19 protein-coding genes are annotated in these 20,022 nt (G+C 68.3%); 13 read left to right on the forward strand and 6 right to left on the reverse strand.

Annotated features, from left to right (window positions below):
* Positions 1–8: 8 nt before the first annotated feature.
* The gene (locus tag M2282_RS20635; RefSeq protein WP_280810631.1) at positions 9–428 is read right to left on the reverse strand and encodes a hypothetical protein; all 420 of its coding nucleotides are present in this window, start codon (positions 426–428) and stop codon (positions 9–11) included.
* Between the two features lie 145 nt (positions 429–573).
* Between M2282_RS20635 and M2282_RS20640 the strand changes: the two genes are divergently transcribed.
* Positions 574–1,131 (forward strand): sigma-70 family RNA polymerase sigma factor, encoded by a 558-nt coding sequence (locus M2282_RS20640; RefSeq protein ID WP_280810632.1) that lies wholly within the window; start codon positions 574–576, stop codon positions 1,129–1,131.
* The gene (locus M2282_RS20645; RefSeq protein WP_280810633.1) at positions 1,128–1,769 is read left to right on the forward strand and encodes a DUF1109 domain-containing protein; all 642 of its coding nucleotides are present in this window, start codon (positions 1,128–1,130) and stop codon (positions 1,767–1,769) included. Before M2282_RS20640 ends, M2282_RS20645 begins: the two co-directional genes overlap by 4 nt.
* Before the next feature lie 10 nt (positions 1,770–1,779).
* On the opposite strand, the gene M2282_RS20650 is transcribed toward M2282_RS20645, so the two are convergent.
* Positions 1,780–3,297 carry a helicase HerA-like C-terminal domain-containing protein gene (locus tag M2282_RS20650; RefSeq protein ID WP_280810634.1) on the reverse strand — a complete coding sequence of 506 codons (1,518 nt, stop codon included), beginning with the start codon at positions 3,295–3,297 and terminating at the stop codon, positions 1,780–1,782.
* Between the two features lie 364 nt (positions 3,298–3,661).
* Here M2282_RS20650 and M2282_RS20655 point away from each other — a divergent pair, with 364 nt between their 5' ends.
* From M2282_RS20655 to fabG, 10 genes are all read left to right on the forward strand, one after another.
* The gene (locus M2282_RS20655) at positions 3,662–3,973 is read left to right on the forward strand and encodes a phosphopantetheine-binding protein (protein ID WP_280810635.1); all 312 of its coding nucleotides are present in this window, start codon (positions 3,662–3,664) and stop codon (positions 3,971–3,973) included.
* A gap of 71 nt (positions 3,974–4,044) precedes the next feature.
* Positions 4,045–4,623 carry a hypothetical protein gene (locus M2282_RS20660; protein WP_280810636.1) on the forward strand — a complete coding sequence of 193 codons (579 nt, stop codon included), beginning with the start codon at positions 4,045–4,047 and terminating at the stop codon, positions 4,621–4,623.
* 16 nt (positions 4,624–4,639) lie between these two features.
* On the forward strand, positions 4,640–6,349 hold the full coding sequence (locus M2282_RS20665) for an AMP-binding protein (RefSeq protein ID WP_280810637.1): 1,710 nt from the start codon (positions 4,640–4,642) through the stop codon (positions 6,347–6,349).
* The gene (locus M2282_RS20670) at positions 6,349–7,353 is read left to right on the forward strand and encodes an acyl-CoA synthetase (protein WP_280810638.1); all 1,005 of its coding nucleotides are present in this window, start codon (positions 6,349–6,351) and stop codon (positions 7,351–7,353) included. Before M2282_RS20665 ends, M2282_RS20670 begins: the two co-directional genes overlap by 1 nt.
* 13 nt (positions 7,354–7,366) lie before the next feature.
* Complete coding sequence (locus tag M2282_RS20675) at positions 7,367–7,963, forward strand: LolA-related protein (protein WP_280810639.1); 597 nt, start codon at positions 7,367–7,369, stop codon at positions 7,961–7,963.
* Positions 7,960–10,371, forward strand: coding sequence for an MMPL family transporter (locus M2282_RS20680; RefSeq protein WP_280810640.1), 2,412 nt, complete (start codon positions 7,960–7,962; stop codon positions 10,369–10,371). Before M2282_RS20675 ends, M2282_RS20680 begins: the two co-directional genes overlap by 4 nt.
* Positions 10,371–11,210 carry a polysaccharide deacetylase family protein gene (locus M2282_RS20685; protein ID WP_280810641.1) on the forward strand — a complete coding sequence of 280 codons (840 nt, stop codon included), beginning with the start codon at positions 10,371–10,373 and terminating at the stop codon, positions 11,208–11,210. The genes M2282_RS20680 and M2282_RS20685 overlap by 1 nt, the downstream gene beginning before the upstream one ends.
* An 8-nt stretch (positions 11,211–11,218) precedes the next feature.
* Positions 11,219–11,974 carry a class I SAM-dependent methyltransferase gene (locus M2282_RS20690; RefSeq protein WP_432422921.1) on the forward strand — a complete coding sequence of 252 codons (756 nt, stop codon included), beginning with the start codon at positions 11,219–11,221 and terminating at the stop codon, positions 11,972–11,974.
* Positions 11,971–12,441 carry a hydroxymyristoyl-ACP dehydratase gene (locus M2282_RS20695; RefSeq protein ID WP_280810643.1) on the forward strand — a complete coding sequence of 157 codons (471 nt, stop codon included), beginning with the start codon at positions 11,971–11,973 and terminating at the stop codon, positions 12,439–12,441. The genes M2282_RS20690 and M2282_RS20695 overlap by 4 nt, the downstream gene beginning before the upstream one ends.
* A complete protein-coding gene (gene fabG, locus M2282_RS20700; RefSeq protein ID WP_280810644.1) occupies positions 12,438–13,169 on the forward strand; it encodes a 3-oxoacyl-ACP reductase FabG in 732 nt (243 codons plus the stop codon). Before M2282_RS20695 ends, fabG begins: the two co-directional genes overlap by 4 nt.
* A 15-nt stretch (positions 13,170–13,184) precedes the next feature.
* Here the strand turns inward: fabG and M2282_RS20705 are convergent, their stop codons facing one another.
* From M2282_RS20705 to M2282_RS20720, 4 genes are all read right to left on the reverse strand, one after another.
* The gene (locus tag M2282_RS20705) at positions 13,185–13,877 is read right to left on the reverse strand and encodes a mobilization protein (RefSeq protein ID WP_013541643.1); all 693 of its coding nucleotides are present in this window, start codon (positions 13,875–13,877) and stop codon (positions 13,185–13,187) included.
* A 73-nt stretch (positions 13,878–13,950) separates the two neighbouring features.
* Positions 13,951–15,243, reverse strand: coding sequence for a type II toxin-antitoxin system HipA family toxin (locus M2282_RS20710; protein WP_280810645.1), 1,293 nt, complete (start codon positions 15,241–15,243; stop codon positions 13,951–13,953).
* Positions 15,240–15,560 (reverse strand): helix-turn-helix domain-containing protein, encoded by a 321-nt coding sequence (locus M2282_RS20715; protein ID WP_280810646.1) that lies wholly within the window; start codon positions 15,558–15,560, stop codon positions 15,240–15,242. Before M2282_RS20715 ends, M2282_RS20710 begins: the two co-directional genes overlap by 4 nt.
* Before the next feature lie 68 nt (positions 15,561–15,628).
* Entirely contained in the window at positions 15,629–16,387 is a 759-nt protein-coding gene (locus M2282_RS20720; RefSeq protein WP_280810647.1) for a hypothetical protein, read from the reverse strand.
* A gap of 114 nt (positions 16,388–16,501) precedes the next feature.
* Here M2282_RS20720 and smc point away from each other — a divergent pair, with 114 nt between their 5' ends.
* Complete coding sequence (gene smc, locus M2282_RS20725) at positions 16,502–20,017, forward strand: chromosome segregation protein SMC (protein ID WP_280810648.1); 3,516 nt, start codon at positions 16,502–16,504, stop codon at positions 20,015–20,017.
* The last annotated feature ends 5 nt before the right edge of the window (positions 20,018–20,022 follow it).

A 20,022-nucleotide genomic window follows, 5' to 3' on the forward strand; every position in this document is an offset into this window, starting at 1 on the left:
CAGAAAGTTCAGAGGTAAGCGATCCAGCGCCCGCAGATGATGACAGCGAGCCAAAACCCCAAGGAGAGAAGGCATTGCATCCTGGCGAACCGGTCCAGGGCCGCGACGCCGCTGCGAAAGTGAAAGAGCGCCGCGTTGGCGCCGGCCAGCGCGATCAGGAGCATCTTGATGCGAAAGGCGGTGTTGGCCAGCAGTTCGTCGGGCTGGCCGGAGAACATCGTGAGCCCGGTGACCGCGCATAGGCCGAAGCCGGCCAGGGCGGGACGCAGCGTCATGCGTGCCAGCATCGGCGCGGGCAGCTCGCGGCCCATGCCCAGGGCGCGCAGCGCGAACACAAAAAGCCCGCCGAACAGCAGCGCGATGCCGACGATGTGCGCCACCTCCAGCGCCGGATAGGCCCAAGGGTGGGAGACGAGTCCGCTGAACATCGGCGCAGCTTAGCCCAAGGTACGGGCGAAGGGATTGCGGGCGCACGCACCTTCCGTGGCACGGCACAATCCAACGCACTATTTTTCGACCCGGCTGTAACCAGCCAGCCCGATGGCACGAACCCCTATAAGCAGCAGGATGCAGATGGGCGACGCGGAAGCGGCGCTGCGGAGCCTGTTCCTTCGGGGCCTCGATGGCGATGCGAACGCCTACCGCGAATTCCTGCAGAAACTCAGCGCGCACCTGCGCGCCTTTCTGGGCAAGCGCCTCTTTGGCTGGCCCGATGAAGTGGAAGACCTTGTCCAGGAATGCCTGCTCGCCATGCACAACCAGCGCCACACCTACCAGAGCGACCAGCCGCTGACGGCCTGGGTGCATGCGATTGCGCGCTACAAGATGATCGACCTCCTGCGCGCCAAGTCGGTCCGCGAAGACCTGCATGACCCGCTGGACGACGACCTCGCGGTGTTCGCCGATTCGGCCACCGAGGCCAGCGACGCAAGGCGCGACCTGGGCGGCCTGCTCCAGACGCTGCCCGAGCGCCAGCGCCTGCCGATCGTGCACGTGAAGATCGAAGGTCTCTCGGTGGCCGAAACCGCGAGCCTGACGGGCATGTCGGAGTCGGCGGTGAAGGTCGGCATCCACCGCGGGCTCAAGGCGCTGGCTGCGCGCTTCGGCCACGACTGGAGTGCCTCAGCATGAAGACCGACGATCTGGTCGCGATGCTGGCGAACGGCCCTGTGGCTGCGTCGCGCCATACGACGAGCCGGCGGCTCTGGCTGGCGATGCTGGTCGGCGTGCCGCTGTCGTTCGCCATCCTGTTCGCCGAGTACGGGCTGCGGCGCGACCTGGTGCAGGCCATGTTCTGGCCGATGTTCTGGGTCAAGGTGTTGTTTCCGCTGTGCATCGCCGCTGCCGGCTTCCTGATGGTGCAGCGGCTCGCGCGACCGGGCGTCGCGGTGCGGCGTGCATGGGCCGGCGCGGTGCTGCCGGTGCTCGGGGTCTGGGCGTTGGCCGTCGTTGCCTGGTTCAACATGCCGGCCGAGGACCAGATACCGTCGCTCATGGGGCAGTCGTGGCGCATCTGCGCGCTCAGCATCGGGCTGATGGCGCTGCCGGTTTTTGCGGCCACGCTGGTGGCGCTCAAGGGACTCGCGCCCACGCGGCCTGCGCTGGCGGGCGCCGCGGCGGGTGCGCTCGCGGGCGGTGTCGGCGCTGCGGTCTATGCGCTGCACTGCATGGAGCTCACCGCGCCGTTCCTGGCGGTCTGGTACGTGAGCGGGATCGCCGTGCCGGTGCTGGTGGGCGCCGCGCTGGGGCCGCGGCTGCTGCGCTGGTAGGCGCTGCGCTTCAGCGCTTCTTGCTGCCGAAGATCCCGCCGAGCACGCCGCGCAGGATTTCCTTGCCCACCGAGGTGCCCATGGTGCGCACCGCCGACTTGGCCATGGTCTGCACCAGGCCGTCGCGCTTGCCGCCGCGCGGGCCGGTGCTGCCGAAGATCATGTCGTTGAGCATGCCGCCCATCCCGGAGCCGGCTTCCTCGGTGCCGGCCTTGCCGGCCGGCGTCTTGGCCGCAGGCGCATCGGGCGCGGACTCGGCGCGGCCCTTGAGTTTTTCGTACGCCGATTCGCGGTCCACCGTCTTCTCGTATACGCCGGCGACGAGCGAGTTGGCAATCAATGCCTTGCGCTGGTCGGGCGTGATCGGGCCGAGCTGGCTGCCTGGCGGCAGCACGAACACGCGCTCGGTCACGCTCGGGCGGCCCTTTTCGTCGAGGAAGCTCACGAGCGCCTCGCCCACCGCCAGTTCGGTGATGGCAGTCTCGATGTCGAGGCCTGGCTTTTGGCGCATGGTGCTGGCGGCGGCCTTCACGGCCTTCTGGTCGCGCGGGGTGAAGGCGCGCAGCGCGTGCTGCACGCGGTTGCCCAGCTGGGCCAGCACCGAATCGGGAATGTCCAGCGGGTTCTGGGTGACGAAATAAACGCCCACGCCCTTGGAGCGCACCAGGCGCACCACCAGCTCGATGCGCTCCACCAGCGCCTTGGGCGCTTCGTTGAAGAGCAGGTGGGCCTCGTCGAAGAAAAAGGCCAGCTTGGGCTGGTCGGGGTCGCCGATTTCGGGCAACTGCTCGAACAGCTCCGACAACATCCAGAGCAGGAAGGTCGCGTACAGGCGCGGCGAGTTCATCAGCTTGTCGGCGGCCAGCACGTTGACTACGCCTTTGCCGCCCACGGTCTGCATGAAGTCGGCGATGTTGAGCATCGGCTCGCCGAAGAACTTGTCGCCGCCCTGGGTCTCGATCTGCAGCAGGCCGCGCTGGATGGCGCCCACGCTGGCCGCGCTGATGTTGCCGTACTCGGTGGTGAACTGGCTGGCGTTCTCGCCCACGTACTGCAGCATGGCGCGCAGGTCCTTCAGGTCGAGCAGCAGCATGCCGTTGTCGTCGGCGATCTTGAACACCAGGTTCAGCACGCCGGCCTGGGTTTCGTTCACGTCGAGCATGCGGCCCAGCAGCAGCGGGCCCATGTCGGACACGGTGGCCCGCACCGGGTGGCCCTGTTCGCCGAACACGTCCCACAGCGTGACGGGGCAGGCGGAGGGCTCGGGCACGTCGATGCCGCGTTCCTTCAGCGTGGCGGCCAGCTTGTCGCTGACGGCGCCTTTCTGGCTGATGCCGGTCAGGTCGCCCTTGACGTCGGCCATGAACACCGGCACGCCGATGCTGGAGAGCTTCTCGGCGATGGTCTGCAGGGTGACGGTCTTGCCGGTGCCGGTCGCGCCGGTGATGAGGCCATGGCGGTTGGCGAGGCTCGGGAGGAGAGCGCACTCGATGCTGTCGTGGCGGGCGATCAGAAGGGGGTCTGCCATGGAGGGCTCCGGTCGTATCGAAGCGGGTAGTCTAGGGCCTGTCCACCCTGTGCAAGGGGGTCGCGAAGCTCGTCACAGCCTGCCCCTCAAGGCGCGTGACGCCGTGCGTGCGTCCGCACGCACAAGGAGCGCAACGCCGAGGGGCGGGCTGTGACGAGCTTCCCTCCGGGTTGCTTTGCAAAGGGGCCGTCTGCGGCGTTGCCCGCGCTTGCAAGGCGCCGGCCTTGCAGCGCCCGGGCGCCTTGCAGCCAGCCCCTTTGCAAAGCAACGCGACCCCCTTGCACAGGGTGAACAGGCCCCAAGCAGCACTCCTATAATCCACGGCCGCACGATAGGTTCAGGAAAAAGTTTTCAGGAGGTTTTTTTGTCATCGACTGCTCAGCCCCCCATTCCCGCCACTGGCGATGCGTCAGAACAGTCGCCGATCGAAAAAGAACTCGCCGTACTGCTAGTGAACGCCCTCAATCTGGAGGTTGCGCCTGAGGACATCGTCCCCACCGATCCGCTGTACGGCGAAGGTTTGGGCCTGGACTCCATCGACATCCTCGAAGTCGCGCTCGAAGTCTCGCGGCGCTACGGCTTCCAGCTGCGTTCGGACGACGAACGCAACCAGCAGATCTTCCAGTCGCTGCGCACGCTCGCGACCCACGTCGCCCAGCATCGCGCCTCTCCCTGAACCCCATGTCACGATGGCGAATAGCACTCCTGCTGATGGTGGGAGTGGCCTATGCCGGCCTTTCCCACTGGATGACCTTGTTCCACGCCACCGAGCCGTGGGCGGTCGTGGTGCTGCTCGGCCCGCTGTGGCTTGCGGCCATGGGTTTCGCCGCCAGCTGGTTCGGCCGCTGGGGCTTTGCCGCCGCAATGGCATTGGGCATCGGCGGCTTTGCGCTCGTCTTCCTGGGTGAAGCGGGCGATCCGAACCGTCTCTATGTGCTGCAGCACGTGGGCATCAACGGCGCGTTGTGCGGCTGGTTCGGCTCCACATTGCGCGGCCGCGGGCTGCCGCTGATCGCGCAGTTCGCGCAGCGCGTGCATCCGCTCAAGGGGCACATGCTGTCCTACACGACGCATCTCACGCAAGTCTGGACCGTGTATTTCGCGGTGGTGGTCGTCTCGTCGATCGTGGTCTACCTGACGATGCCGTTCTCGGCCTGGTCGCTGCTGGCCAATGTGCTGTCGCCGGTGTCGGTGGCCCTGCTGTTCGTGGGCGAGCACCTGGTTCGCTACAGGCTGCACCCCGAGTTCGAGCGCACGCGCCTGGTCGATGCGGTGCGCGCTTTCTACGGCACCTCGACGATCGACAACGGCGCCGGCCCCCGGTGACACAGGCGCAGCCCGCGTGACGACAGACAACCCCCTCCTGCCCCTGCTCGCGGACCGTGACCCCGACGCCCCCCTGGCCTGGCGTGCCGGCGTGCCCGTGAGCACCCGCCAGTTCCTGGCCGACGTGGCCCGCTTCGCGCCGGTGCTGCCGGCCGACGGCCCTGCGGTCAACCTTTGCGTCGACCGCTACGCCTTCGCCGTCAGCCTCGGCGCGGCGCTGGTGCGCGGCCATGCGAGCCTCTTGCCGCCCGACGCGCGGCCCGACACGCTGGCACGCCTGGTCGAGAGCCACGGCACCCGCCTTTTCGCGCTCACCGACGACACCAAGCTCCAGACGCCCGGCATGCAGCGCGTGCTGATCGAAGACCGCTCCAGCCTCGAAGGCGACGCCAGCGCGGCCGTGCCCGCGTTCGACGGTGCGATGCACGCAGCCAGCCTGCTCACCTCGGGCTCCACCGGCGCGCCGCAGCCGCATGCCAAGGCGTGGCGCACGCTGGTGGGCGACGTGGCCGTTGCGGTCGAGCGGCTCTGCCGCGTGCTTGAACGCCCCACGCTCAAAGGACTGACGCTGGTGGCGACCGTGCCGGTGCAACACAGCTACGGCCTCGAATCGTCGGTGCTGCTTGCCATGCTGGGCGGTGCGATGTTCGAGAGCGGACGGCCATTTTTCCCGGCCGACGTGGCACAGACGCTGGCCTCGGTGCCGCGCCCGCGCGCGCTGGTGACCACGCCGTTCCATCTCAAGACGCTGCTGCTGTCGGGCATCGAACTGCCGCCGGTGGACCTGATCCTCTCGGCCACCGCGCCGCTGTCGCCGCAGCTCGCGCTGCAGGCGGAGCAGGCCATGGGCGCGGTGCTGCTCGAGATCTACGGCAGCACCGAGTCGGGCCAAGTCGCCACGCGCCGCACGACCGAGAGCGAAATCTGGGAAAACTTCGGCCAGATCCGCGTGCATGCGGAGCCGGGCGAGGGCGACGGGCCCGAGCGCTTCATCTTCGAGGGTGACTTCCTGCCCGAGCCCACACCCATGGCCGACGTGCTCGAACTGCTCGATGACCGGCGCTTTCGCCTGTTCGGCCGCGCGAACGACCTGATCCACGTGGCCGGCCGGCGCAGTTCGCTCGCGCACCTGAACTACCACCTGAACAGCATTCCCGGCGTCGACGACGGCGCTTTCTGGCTGCCCGACGAGGTGGCCGACGGCGTGGTGCGGCCGATAGCCTTCGTGGTGGCGCCCGCGCTGACGGCGGGCGCGATCATCGCCGCGCTGCGCCAGCGGCTGGAGCCGGTGTTCGTGCCGCGCCGCGTGGTGCAGGTGAAGTCTTTTCCGCGCGAAGGCACCGGCAAGCTCACCGTGCGGGCGCTGCGCGAGTTCGCGCTGGCGCAGCTCGCGGAAGACGACACGCCAGTGCAGATCGCACATACGGTGCCCGTCGACCATCCTTCTTTCGCCGGCCATTTCCCCGGCCAGCCGCTGTTGCCCGGTGCGCTGGTGCTGGCAGAGGTCATGGAAGCCATCCAGCGCGTGCCGGCGCTCGTCGCGCGGCTCGGCGCGACGCCGACGCTCGCGGCCGCCAAGTTCCTGGCGCCCGTGCGGCCCGGCACCACGCTCTCCATCGAGCTGCAGCCGGAGGCCGGAACGGGCCGCGGCGTGCGCTTCGACGTGCGTTGCGACGGCGTGGTGGCTGTCACCGGCCGCTGGACTGCTGTGCAAGAGTCTGTGTGATGAAGCACACAGACGCCGAAACGCGCGCCGTCAACGCGGCGGCCCGGACTGCACAGACCACGCAGAAGGGCGGCTGGACCCAGGCGCCCGAGCGCAGCAACATGCTCGCGCTGCGCTTCATCTGCTTCATGGCCCTGGTGTGCGGGCGCCACGTCACGCGGCTGCTGCTGCCGCCGATCAGCCTGTATTTCCTCTTGTTCGCGCCCGCGCCTCGCCGTCAGATCAAGCGCTACCTGTTCCGGGCCATCGGCCCGCACGCGGGATGGATCGACGGCTATCGGCTGCTGCACGCGTTCTCCTCGACGGTGCTCGACCGGGTGTACTTCCTGCGCGGGCGCATGGACCTCTTCAAGCTGACGATCGAAGGCAACGTGCCGCTCGAGACCGAAGCGAACGAAGGGCGGGGCGCGTTCATGCTCGGCGCCCACGTGGGCAGCTTCGAGGTCATGGGCGCCTGCAAGCACCGCACGCGACAGCACGATCTGCGTCTTGCGATGCTGATGTATCCGGACAACGCGCAGCGCATCACCGCCATCCTCAACGCCATCGCGCTGCCAGAAATGCGGCCCCACGTCATCGCGCTGGGCCGGCCGCACTCGATGCTTGCGCTGCGCGACTGGCTCGACAGCGGAGGGCTGGGCGGCATGCTGGCCGACCGCACCCTGCCGGGCAGCGAGGACCAGCCCTCGCACCACCGCGGCAACAACATCGTGCTGCCGTTCCTCGGTCAGCCCGCCACCTTCAACGACGGGCCGTTCCGGCTCGCCGCGCTGTTGCGCCGCAAGGTGTTCTTCATGGCCGGCCTCTATGGGGGCGGTGCCCGCTACGATATCCGGTTCGATCCGCTGGCCGACTTCACCGAGCCGGCGGCCGACGCCGCGGACCGCGAGCGGCGCATCCGTGCCGCCGTCGAGGCCTACGTCGCACGCCTGGAGGCGCTGTGCCGCGCTTATCCGTACAACTGGTTCAACTTTCATGATTTCTGGCTCGAAGATGCGGCTTGACCGACTTTGCAGGGTGTTCTTGTTGGCGCTGGCTTTCTGCGCCGCGCCGGCGTGGGCGTTCGACCTGCCCGAGCTGATGGGCCTCCTGGCCAAGCAGAAGAGCGGCGAAGCCCGCTTCACCGAACAACGCTTCGTGCACGGCCTGGAAGGCCCGCTCGATGCGAGCGGCACGCTGAGCTTCGATGCACCCGACAAGCTGGTGCGCCGCACGCTGTCGCCGCGCATCGAGACCATGGCCGTGGACGGCAACACGCTCACGCTGTCGCGCGGCGGCCGCAACCGCACGCTGGCGCTGGACAGCATGCCCGAGCTGCTCGGCCTGGTGGAAGCCATGCGCGGCACGCTCAGCGGCGACGGCGCGACGCTGCAGCGCTACTTCAAGAGCACGGTGACGGGCGCACCGGCCAAATGGACGCTCGACCTCACGCCGATGGACAGCCGGCTCGCCGCGCAGGTGCGCAGCATCCGCATCAGCGGCCGCACGAGCGACGTGCTGGGGCTGGAGATGGAGTTCGTCGGCGGTGACCGCTCGGTCATGAACATCTCGCCGAACGCGCCCGCATCCACCAACGCGGCCCCGTCCGGCGCGGCCGGACGCACCACACCGTGACTGCGGTAACGGCGCCGCAGGCGGGCGGCCCGCCGAGCTGGCGGCGCAGGGCGGCCGTGCTGCTGGCGTGGTTGCTGGTGCTGGTGTGCGGCGCGGTGGTCATCGCGCGCACGCAGATCGGCGCCGATCTCTCGGCGTTCCTGCCCAAGAGCCCGGACCTGCGCCAGCGCGTGCTGATCGAGCAGCTGCAAAGCGGCGTTGCCTCGCGCACGCTGATGCTGGGCATCGAAGGCGGCAGCGCCGAGCAGCGTGCCGCGGTGTCGCGTGCCACGGCCAGGACCATGCGCGAGAGCCAGCTCTTCGACCTGATCCAGAACGGCGACGTCGGCGACTGGAGCGAGGCCGGCGCCTGGGTGCTCCAGCACCGCTACCAGCTCTCGCCGGGCGTCACGCCCGCCCAGTTCACCGCCGAGGGCCTGCGCGACGCGATCAACGAAACGCTGTCGATGCTCGGCACGCCGGCCGGCAACGTGATCAAGCCCTTGCTCGACCGCGACCCGACCGGCGAGACCCAACGCATCGCCATGGAACTGGTGCCCGCGAGCTCGCCGCGCAGCGAAGACGGCGTGTGGATGTCGCGCACCGCGCCGCGCGCGCTGATGATCGCCACCACGCGCGCAGCCGGCAGCGACCTCGACGCGCAGGCCGTGGCTATCGCGAAGGTGCACGCGGCCTTCGAAGCCGCCACCCGCGACATGGGCGAGGCGAAGCCGAAGCTGCTGCTGAGCGGCCCGCCGGTGTTCTCGGTGATGAGCCGCGACAAGATCAAGACCGAAGCCATCCACCTGGCGATCGTCGGCGGCATCGTGATGGGCGTGCTGCTGCTGCTGGCCTTTGCGTCGCCGCGCGCGCTGCTCATCGCCTTCCTGCCGGTGGCGACGGGCGTGGTGATCGGCACCGCGAGCGTGAGCCTGGTGTTCGGCTCGGTGCACGGCCTCACGCTGGGGTTTGGCAGCACGCTGATCGGCGAGACGGTGGACTACGCCATCTATTACCTGATCCAGGCGCGCGGCGCGACCGTGGCCGGCACCGGCTGGCAGCGCTGGCGCGACCTGAACTGGCCCACCGTGCGGCTCGGCTTGCTGACCTCGGTGTGCGGCTTCGCGGCGCTGGTGTTCTCGGGCTTTCCCGGGCTTGCGCAACTGGGCGTGTTCTCCATCGCCGGCCTGGTCGCCGCCGCGCTCGCCACGCGCCATGTGCTGCCGATGCTCGCACCCGATGGTGCGACCGGCATGGGCATGCGCAGGTACATGGCGCAGGTCGCCGGCATGCTGGTGCGCGGCCTGCCGCGCCTGCGCTGGCCGCTCGCCGCGCTCGGCGTGGCTGCCCTCGGGCTGGTGCTGTGGCAGGGCGGGCACCTATGGCGCGCCGACCTGGGCGCGATGAGCCCGGTGCCCAAGTCGGCCCAGCAACTCGACGAGACGCTGCGCAGTGACATCGGTGCGAGCGACGGCGGCGTGCTGGTGGTGGCCTACGGCAACGACGAGCAAGCCGCATTGCGCAACACCGAAGCGGCCGCCGCCAAGCTCGATGCGCTGGCCGACTCGGGCGAACTCATCGGCTACGAGGCCGTCACGCGTGTGCTGCCCAGTGCGGCCACGCAGTCGGCGCGTATCGCGAGCCTGCCTGACGCTGCAACCCTGCAAGCCAGCCTGGCCGAGGCCACGAAGGGCCTGCCGCTGCCGGCCTCGCGGCTGGCGCCGTTCCTGGCCGATGTCGAGGCGGCGCGCAAGCTCGCGCCGGTGCAGCGCGCCGACTTGACCGACGGGCCGCTCGGTTCCGTGCTGAACACGCTGATGTACCAGCGCCCGGGCGGCGGATGGGCGACGCTGCTCGTGCTGCACCCCGGCCCGAAATTCGACCAGGCCCGGCTCGAAGCCGCGCTGGCGGGCGCGACCGACGTGCAGGTGGTCGACGTTGGCCGCGAACTCGCGAGCCTGTATCAGCGTTATCTGCACGAGGCCTTCGTGCAGGTGCTGCTCGGCGCGCTGGCGGTGGTGGTGCTGCTGGGCATCTACCTGCGGTCGTGGCGCCGGCTGCTGGCCGTCTGCCAGCCGCTGGTGTTCGCGGTGATGCTCACGCTGGGCGGCATGGCGCTCGCGCAGGCGGCGCTCGGCATCCTGCACCTGGTGGGGCTGCTGCTGATCGTGGCGGTGGGCTCGAACTACGCGCTGTTCTTCGACCAGCTGCGCACCACGGGGCGGGCGGACGAAGACACGCTGGCTTCGTTGATGCTGGCCAACCTGACGACGGTGGTCTCGTTCGGCCTGATTGCGATATCGGACATCCCGGCTTTGTCTTCGATCGGTCGCGTGGTCGCGCCCGGAGCGCTGCTGGCGCTGCTGCTGTCGGCGGCATTCGCCCGGCACGTGGCACCGCCGCCCGCGTCGCCCGCCCAGCGCACCTGATGGGAAAATCCGCCGCCATGTCTTCCGCAACCGCCCCCACCGAATCCTGGCCCTGGCCGCCGGCCATGCGCGCCAGCGCGGCCTGGCATGTGGCGGCCCTCGGCGCGGGCGTGCTGGTGCCGGGCGCGTGGCCGTGGGCCATCGGCGCGATCGTGCTCAATCACGCGCTGATCACCGGCGCCGGGCTCACGCCGCGCAGCAACCTGCTGGGCCCCAACGTCACGCGGCTGCCCGAGGCGGCGGCCGCCCGTCGCGAAGTGGCGATCACCATCGACGACGGACCGGAGCCCGAAGTCACACCCCGCGTGCTCGACCTGCTGGACGCGCACGGCCAGCGCGCCACCTTCTTCTGCATCGCTGAGCGTGTGCTGGCACACCCGGAACTGTCGCGCGAGATCGTGGCGCGCGGCCACAGCATCCAGAACCACACGGCGCAGCATCGGCACAACTTCTCGTTCCTCGGGCCGCGCGGCTTCGCGAGCGAGATCGCGCGGGCGCAGGACATCCTGACCGAGGTCACCGGCCAGCGCCCGACCTGTTTCCGCGCGCCCGCCGGGCTGCGCAATCCGTTTCTCGAACCCGTGTTGCACCGCCTGGGCCTCTCGCTCGTGAGCTGGACGCGGCGCGGTTTCGACACGCGCGAAGGCGACCCCGCCAAGGTGATGGCGCGCCTCGCCCGCAACCTGCAGGCCCGCGACATCCTGTTGCTGCACGACGGCAACGCCGCGCGCACCGCCGAAGGACAACCCGTTTTGCTGGAGGTATTGCCCTTGTTGCTCGAACGCCTGCGCGCCGATGGATTGCGCGCCGTGACCCTGTCCGAAGGGATGAAGCCGTGAGCGCCGTGATGTCGTCGCCGTCGACAGACAACGCATGGCGCGAGTTGCACGAAGCCGCGACCGTTCCCTACAAGAAGGGCGGCACTTTCGCCTGGCAGTTCGCACGCGGCAAGCTGGGGCGCGATCCGGTGTTTCGCGGCCTGCTCGAACGCGGGCTGATCGGTTCGGAGCATCGGCGCGTGGTCGACATCGGGTGCGGGCAGGGTCTCTTCGTGAGCCTGCTGGCGTCGATGAGCACGATGCAGAAGCAGGGGCGCTGGCCCGCTTCATGGCCGGCCACGCCGGCGGCTGCGGACTACACCGGCATCGAACTGATGCCCAAGGACGTGGCGCGCGCCGAGGCGTCGGTCGGCCATCTGCAGCCGACGCCGCGCCTGGTGTGCGCCGACATGTGCTCGGCGGCCTTGCCCGATTGCGACCTGGTCGTGATCCTCGACGTGCTGCACTACGTGGACCTCACGGCACAAGAGGGCGTGCTGACGCGGGTGCGCGATGCGCTCCGGCGCGGCGGCAACCCGAAGGCCCGCCTGCTGCTGCGCGTGGGCGATGCATCGAGCCGGCGCGGTTTCGCGATCAGCCAGTGGGTCGACCACACGGTGACGCGCATCCGCGGCCACAAGGTCTCGCCGACCTGGGGCCGTCCGCTCGCCGAATGGATGGCGCTGCTGCAGCGCCTGGGTTTTCGCGTGCAGAGCATTCCGATGAGCGAAGGCACGCCCTTCGCCAATGTGCTGCTGGTGGCCGACCTGGAGGCCACTGCTTGACGGCGCCGCAAACGCTCGACCGCGCAGGCATTGCGCAGCGTATTCCGCATAGCGGCGGCATGTGCCTGCTGGAGCGGCTCGAGAGCTGGGATGCGGAGGTGATCCGCTGCAGCACGACGACCCACAGGCTTGCGGACAACCCGCTGCGCACGGCCGGCGGATTGCTGGCCCCGAACCTCATCGAATACGCGGCGCAGGCCATGGCGCTTCACGGCGGATTGCTGGCTGCCGAGGGCAGCAGGCCGTCGGCCGGCTTTCTGGCGAGCGCACGCAATGTGCGGCTGGCCGTCGCGCGGCTCGACAACATCGAAGGGGCGTTGCACGTGCAGGCCCGGCGCCTGTCGGGCGACGAGCGGCAGGTCCTCTATGAATTCGCGGTGAACGCCGAAGACGGCCGCGCGTTGGCCGAGGGCCGGGCCGTGGTGGTCCTGAACACGCCGCTGGCAACAGAAAGCACCGCATCATGAGTCTCGAAGGAAAACGCGCACTGATCACGGGCGCCAGCGGCGCACTCGGTGCGGCCATGGCCGAACGGTTTGCGCGGGATGGCGCGACAGTGCTGCTGCATGCCAATTCGCGGCCCGAAGCGGTCGAGCAATTGGCAGCTTCGATCACGGCGGCAGGCGGCAGGGCGGAATGCCATGTGTTCGACCTGCGCAGCGACGAGGCCTCGGCCGCCGCGTGCGCGCGCATCCTGGAAGGCGGGGCGGTCCAGATCCTCGTCAACAACGCCGGCGTGCATGACGACGCGGTGCTGCCGGGCATGCGCGCCGATCAGTGGCACAAGGTGATCGACGTGTCGCTCAACGGCTTCTTCCGTGTGACGCAGCCTTTGTTGCTGCCGATGATGCGCACGCGCTGGGGGCGCATCCTGAACATCTCGTCGGTGTCCGCGATCACGGGCAACCGGGGGCAGGTCAACTACGCCGCGGCCAAGGGCGCGCTCAACAGTGCGACCAAGGCGCTGTCGCTCGAAGTGGCGTCGCGCGGCGTCACGGTCAATGCGATTGCGCCGGGGATCATCGCTTCGCCGATGGCGGATGCGGTGTTCGATCCGGCCGTCATCAACCAGATGGTGCCGGTGAAGCGGGCGGGAACGCCGCAGGAAGTGGCCGCGCTGGCGTCGTTCCTGGCCAGCGATGAAGCGGCCTATATCACCGGGCAGGTGATCTCGATCAATGGCGGGATGATCTGAGGCCGCTGCCGGGCGTTACAGCGGCAGCGTGTCGAACGCGGCGTAAGCCGTAGCCAGCCAAGACTTCACGCGCTGGCGTTCCAGCAGGCCCAGCGCATGCGCGCCTTCGCGATCGTTCACGGCTTTCCAGAAGCTCGTGTTCTGCGCATCGATCTTCCGCATGCTGGCTTCGTGCAGACGCGGCAATGCAATGACCCGCGCGCCGTTCGCATTCGCCTTGGAGAGCGACTGCGAGGCCAGCAGCATCCCGAAGTCGCTGCCACGGCCGTAGTTCTGCACCACGATGTAGTTGGGCCGGTTGCCGAAGGTGTCGATCAGCGTGCCGAGCAGGTCGGTGGAGTCCTTGCCATCGTCCAGCACATGCCAGAAATTGACGGTCACGCCGATCTCGGCGAAGACGTCGAACAGGTCCGACTCCTTGATCCAGCGCGACAGCGGCGCCAGCGTCTGGGCCGCGAGGTCGACGATCACGCTTTGCTTCGGATTGCTTTCGAAGCCGTTCACGACCGTGTCGAGGCCTTCGTAGCTGTCGACCACGACGGGCGAGGCAAAGCCTTCGTAGAAGCGGGTGAACGAGCTGTGCGAGCGGTCGGTGTCGAAGCCGGTGAAAGGGCGACTGCGGTCGATGAAGTACTGCGCCAGGACGCGCGCCGTGACCGACTTGCCGACACCGCCTTTTTCGCCGCCGATGAAATTGATGGAGCTCATGAGTTGCTGCTGCCTCGAATAGGTTGAGGGGTGAAAGGCCGGATCATTCTAGGGGCCGTGTTTTTCTGGTTGCCTATTTGCCGCGCTTGGCCATGCCTTGTAGCAAGGGGTGTGCCTGCAAGCGCTGCTGCAGCCGCTTTTTCCATGGCGCGGGCAGCGTCGAGGCGTCGATCATCCCGGGCCAGAGGCTGCGCGCAAGCCGTGCGGTGTCGGCGACCACACGCCGCACCAGCGGTTCGTGCAGGCCGGTCGAGAAGCAGAAGGCGCGCACGTTGGCGGGCGTGAAGAGGGCGGTGCGCCGGGGGGCTGCGGCGTTCGTCGGAAGGAGGGGAAGCGCATGGCCGTCGACGCCCTGGATCGCTGCGTACGCGACGATGTCGTAGGCCGGCGCGAGCCGCGGCGCGATGCCGTCGGCATACAGCACGCCGAAGTTCTTCAGGTGGGCATCGGGGTTGCCGAGCAGGTCGTTCACCGCGAGGCGCCGCACGAGTTCGAGCACCGCTTCTTCGCCCAAGGAGGGGAAGGCCCGCATCGCGAGCGCCATGTCCAGGTAGCTTGCGCTGTACTTGTGCATCGGATCGACGGCGAGCACCTGCGCGAAGTCCTCGAAGTGGATGCGGCGCGCGCCGTCGCGGTCGAAGCGCGTGACGGCCAGGAATTCGGGCTCGTCGGGCAGCGCATAGCTGTGTTCGGCACTGATGGCAGAGAGCGGTGCCAGTTCGGCATCGCACACCTCGACGCCCGCGGCGCGCGCCATTTGCAGCGACAGCATCTCGAGCTGCGGCATGTGCGGCCGGCCGGCCACGGGCAGCTTGGCGATCACGCGGGTGCTCGCGCCGGCCCGCGTGCGCGCCACGTAGCGACCGCCCTGGCGGCGCAGGCCCAGCTTGGGCTGCACGCCGGACACCGAGATGCCCTGGGGCATTGGCAACTCGACCACCGACATCTCGAGCGCATCCTGGTCTTGCGTGATGAGCCGCTGCAGCGTGCCGCGGTCCACCGACACCGGCTTGGCGCTAATTGCGCCGGGCAGGTCGCCCCCGCAGGCCGCGAGCAGCTCGAAGTGGTCGGTCTCGCGGCAGCCGCGCAACTGCGCGATGTGGCTGCGCAGCACGCCCTCGGGCAGCAGGTTCTGGAAGAAGCGCGGGAGCTGTCCACCCTGGGCGTTGAAGAGCGGGTTCTTCACGTCGCTCCAGAGCGCCGCCTGCGTGGCGGGATCGCTCGCCACCATCGAGAGAGACAGCACCTCCGCCGGAGGCGCGGCGATCAGCTCGGGCTCCGCCACGAAGCGGCACAGGTCGGCGTACTGGAAGAGCTTGCCGAAGCGCCGCGTGCCGAGTGAGATCTCGAGGATCTTGACGTTCATGGCGAGCGGCGCTTGTTGTTGGTGTAGGGCGGCGGGGCCGGAGCCTGCGCGACCGCATGGCCCACGCGGGTGGCGACGGGGCGGTAGCCGGGATCGGTGGCCGCGGTTTCGCCGAAACCCTTGGGCGCCAGTTGCAGTTCGAGCCCGAGCGCATCGACCAGCGCGAGCAACGAAGACATCTGTGGATTGCCTTGGAAGCTCAAGGCATTGCGCACCGAGCGTTCTGTGAGCCCAGAACGCAGCGCAATCTCGGCGGTCGAGAGGCCCGCCGCGTCGCGCCGCGCGGCCAGGGTGGTAATGAGCTCCTGTTTGTTCACGGAAATATATTACCGTAAATGTCGTTCGGGGAAACATATTTCCCCAACCATCAATGCTGTTCAGAAGGTTATTTCGGCAGCAGCGTGAAAAAGGGCATGACCACGCCCATGACCCAGTTCTGCCCGAAATCGAGTGCCGTGCGGCGGTATTTCTCGTCGGCCTGCGCAGCCAGCAGATCGAGCCGGGCCACCACTTTCGACAGTTCTCGGTCTGCCACGAGGTTGCGGCCGCGCTCGCTGACCTCGGTGGCCAGCAGCAGCGGCTGGCCGTCGGGGCCGGTCTTGGAGGAGATCAGCCAGAGCGAGATCTCGAAGTTGCGTGCGGCCCGGTAGCTGTTCTCGGCATCGACGCCGTCGATCATGGTCTGCTCCCAGGTGCCGCCGTTGGCCTGCTTGAGCATCGAGGCCCAGCCGACCACCAGCGCCGCGACGCGGTCGCTCTGGTAGGCCTGCGGTCCGGTCTCGAACGCCAGCCGGATCGCGTCGATGCCGGTGGCGCCGCGCAGTTCGGCGAGGTCGGGGCCTTTCAGCACCGCGTCCCAGGCGCGCTGGATGGCCTCGTCCATGCTGGCTGCCGACTTGCGCCATTCCCGCGGGTTGCGCCGGTAGAGGGTGGTCTGGACCCGCCGGATCGACTGCAGGTTGTCGCGCAGCGAAAGGTTCGCGATGCGGTTGGCGCCGGACTGCAACCATTCCTGGTTGGCATAGGGCTCGGCACGCTCGGTCGACCGACTCGCCGCGCAGCCCGCCAAGCCAAGCAAGGAGGCAACGCCGGCCAGAAGGCAGGTGCGTCGCGCGGCAAGGGGTAAAACAGGAGAAACACTCATGCCCTGACGTTATCATCCACGGCTGGGGCGGCGGCTCGCTTCAAGCTGCGGGCCCGTGCAATTTTTCTTACAAATCAATACCTTGGCGTTAACGTCAAGGCAGGCCGACAAGTCGTGCGTCTCAATTCCATCAAGCTCTCGGGCTTCAAGTCGTTCGCCGAACCCACCAACTTCCTGCTGCCGGGCCAACTGGTCGGCGTAGTCGGGCCCAACGGTTGCGGCAAGTCGAACATCATGGATGCGGTGCGCTGGGTGCTTGGCGAGTCCCGCGCCTCCGAACTGCGCGGCGAGTCGATGCAGGACGTGATCTTCAACGGCACGACCACCCGCAAGCAGGCCAGCCGTTCGAGCGTCGAACTGGTGTTCGACAACGCCGACCACCGCGCCGGCGGCCAGTGGAACCAGTTCGGCGAAATCGCGGTGCGGCGCGTGCTCACGCGCGACGGCACCAGCAGCTACTACATCAACAACCAGCCGGTGCGCCGCCGCGACGTGCAGGACGTGTTCCTGGGCACTGGCCTCGGGCCCCGTGCCTACGCCATCATCGGCCAGGGCACGATCAGCCGGATCATCGAGTCCAAGCCCGAGGAACTGCGCCTGTTCCTCGAGGAAGCCGCCGGCGTCTCCAAGTACAAGGAGCGCCGCCGCGAGACCGAGAACCGCCTGGGCGACACGCGCGAGAACCTCACGCGCGTCGAAGACATCCTGCGCGAACTCAACGCCAACCTCGAGAAGCTCGAGAAGCAGGCCGAGGTGGCCGCGCGCTACAACACGCTGCAGGGCGACGCCACCAAGAAGCAGCACCAGCTGTGGTTCCTGAAGCGCAGCGAGAGCGATGCCGACCAGGCCAAGATCAAGTCCGATTCCGAAAAGGCGATCAACGACCTCGAATCGCGCACCGCAGACCTGCGCCGCATCGAAGCCGAACTCGAGACCGTGCGCCAGGCCCACTACGCGGCCGGAGACCAGGTCAACCAGGCGCAGGGCAAGCTTTACGAGGCCAGTGCCGAAGTGGGCCGGCTCGAAGGCGAGATCCGTTTCGTGGTCGAAGGCCGCCAGCGCGTCGCGCAGCGGCTGGTGCAACTGCGCGAGCAGATGGGCCAGTGGGGCACACGCCGCGAAGAGGCCGAGACCGAGATCGAGACGCTGGCCGGAAGGGGTGTCGACGCCGAAGAGCAGGCGATCCTCCTGGCCGCCCAGCTCGAAGAACACGACGCGCGCATGCCCGAGCTCGAAGAAGCCGTGCAGCGCGCCCAGAACGAAGCCAACACCCAGCGCACGACCGTGTCGCAGGTGCAGCAGCAGATCCAGGTGCTGGCCGCCGACCAGCGCAACATCGAAGACCAGAGCCGCCAGCTCACGCAGCGCAGCGAACGCCTGCGCGCCGATCAGAACGCGCTGGCCGCACCCGACGAGGCCCGCCTGCTCGACATGCAGGAGCAATTGGCCGCCGCGCAGGAAACCGCCAGCGAAGCCGAGGCCCGTTTGCACGAGCTGCAGGAGGCCGTGCCGCAATTGGACGACGACCGCCGCGCCAAGCAGCAGGCCGTCAACACCGAAGGCGCGCGCCATGCCGAGTTCTCGGCGCGGCTCGAAGCGTTGCGCGCGCTGCAGGAAAAGGTCAAGACCGACGGCAAGCTGGCCCCCTGGCTCGCCAAGCACGGGCTGGACGGTCTGCAGGGTCTGTGGAGCCGCATCCACATCGAGCAGGGCTGGGAAAGCGCGCTCGAAGCTGCCCTCCGCGAGCGTCTGGGCGCGCTCGAAGTCAGCCGGCTCGACATGGTCCGCGCCTTCGGCAACGACGCGCCGCCGGCCAAGCTGGCGTTCTACAGCCCGCCATCGGCCGGTGCGCCGCAGGGCGTGGCGACGCTGCCGCGTCTGTCGAGCCTTCTGCGACTGAATGATGCCGGCCAGCAAGCCTTGCTGAACGACTGGCTCCATGGCTGCTACACCGCCTCCAGCTTCGAAGAAGCGCTGGCGCAGCGCGCCACGCTGCAGCCGGGCGAAGTCATCTATGTGCAGAGCGGCCATGCCGTGTCCTCGCACAGCGTCAACTTCTACGCGCCCGATTCCGAGCAGGCCGGCCTTTTGGCCCGCCAGCAGGAAATGGAAAACCTGGAGCGCCAGCTCCGCGCCCAGACGCTCATCAACGAAGAGGCACGCACCGCGCTAATCCGCGCCGAAGCCGCTTATGGCGATGCCGCACAGCGCCTTGTGACCGCGCGCCGTGAAGCAGCCGACACCCAGTCGCGCGCACACGAACTGCAGGTCGAGACCCTGCGCATGACCCAGCTCGCCGAGCAGACGCGTGCGCGCAGCCAGCAACTGGCTTCCGATCTCGGCGAAGTCGATGCGCAGCTCGAAGAACTGCAGGAAAAGCGCATCGCCGCCGAAGGCCGCTTCGAAGAACTCGACATGCAACTGGCCGACAGCCAGGAGCGTCACGCGCAGCTCGACGAGCGCGTGATCGAAGCCGGCCGCGCGCTGAATGCCAGCCGCGAGCAGCACCGCAGCCTCGAACGCCAGGCGCAGGAGGCCACCTTCTCGCAGCGCACGCTCGAAGCCCGCCGCGCCGAACTGAATCGTGCGATCGAGACTGCATCGCAGCAGATCGTGGCGCTCACCGACGAAGACGAGCGCGCCCGCGCCGAGCTGGGCCGGCTCTCCGATGCCGCCGCACAAGCCGGCCTGCAGGATGCGCTGTCACTCAAGCTCGAACGCGAAACCGCGCTCGGCGCATCGCGCAGCCAGTACGACGACCTCACGCTCAAGCTGCGCGCTAGCGACGAGCGCCGCCTGCAGCTGGAGCGCGAGCTCGATCCGCTGCGCCAGCGCATCACCGAATTCCAGCTGAAGGAACAGGCCGCGCGCCTGGGTGTAGAGCAGTACCAGCAACTGCTGGAAGATGCCGGCGCCGACCTCGAAGCCATCGCGCAATCCATCGAGACCGACAAGGTGCGCCTCACGGGCCTGCAGAGCGAAATCGACCGCCTCAACCGCGAAGTGGTCGCGCTCGGTGCAGTGAACCTGGCAGCGCTCGACGAACTCGCGATCGCGAGCGAGCGCAAGACCTTCCTCGATGCCCAGTCGGCCGACCTGAACGAGGCCATCGGCACGCTCGAGGACGCCATCCGCAAGATCGACGCCGAAACGCGCGACCTGCTCGGCGGCACCTTCAAGATCGTCAACGAGCACTTCAGCCGCATGTTCCCCGAGCTCTTCGGCGGCGGCAATGCGCGGCTGGTGATGACGGGCGACGAAATCCTCGATGCCGGCGTGCAGGTGCTCGCGCAGCCGCCCGGCAAGAAGAACCAGACCATCCACCTGCTCTCGGGCGGCGAGAAGGCGCTCACGGCCATTGCGCTGGTGTTTGCGATCTTCCAGCTCAATCCGGCGCCTTTCTGTTTGCTGGACGAAGTGGACGCGCCTCTGGACGATGCCAACACCGAGCGCTATGCCAAACTCGTGACCGCCATGAGCCGCGAAACCCAGTTCCTTTTCATCAGCCACAACAAGATCGCCATGGAAATGGCCGAGCAGTTGATCGGCGTCACGATGCAGGAGCAGGGCGTTTCGCGTATCGTCGCGGTGGACATGGAAGCCGCGGCCTCCATGGTCGAGGCCGCTTAGGTCGA

It is taken from the genome of Variovorax boronicumulans, from assembly GCF_029892485.1.
GTDB lineage: Bacteria > Pseudomonadota > Gammaproteobacteria > Burkholderiales > Burkholderiaceae_C > Variovorax > Variovorax boronicumulans_B.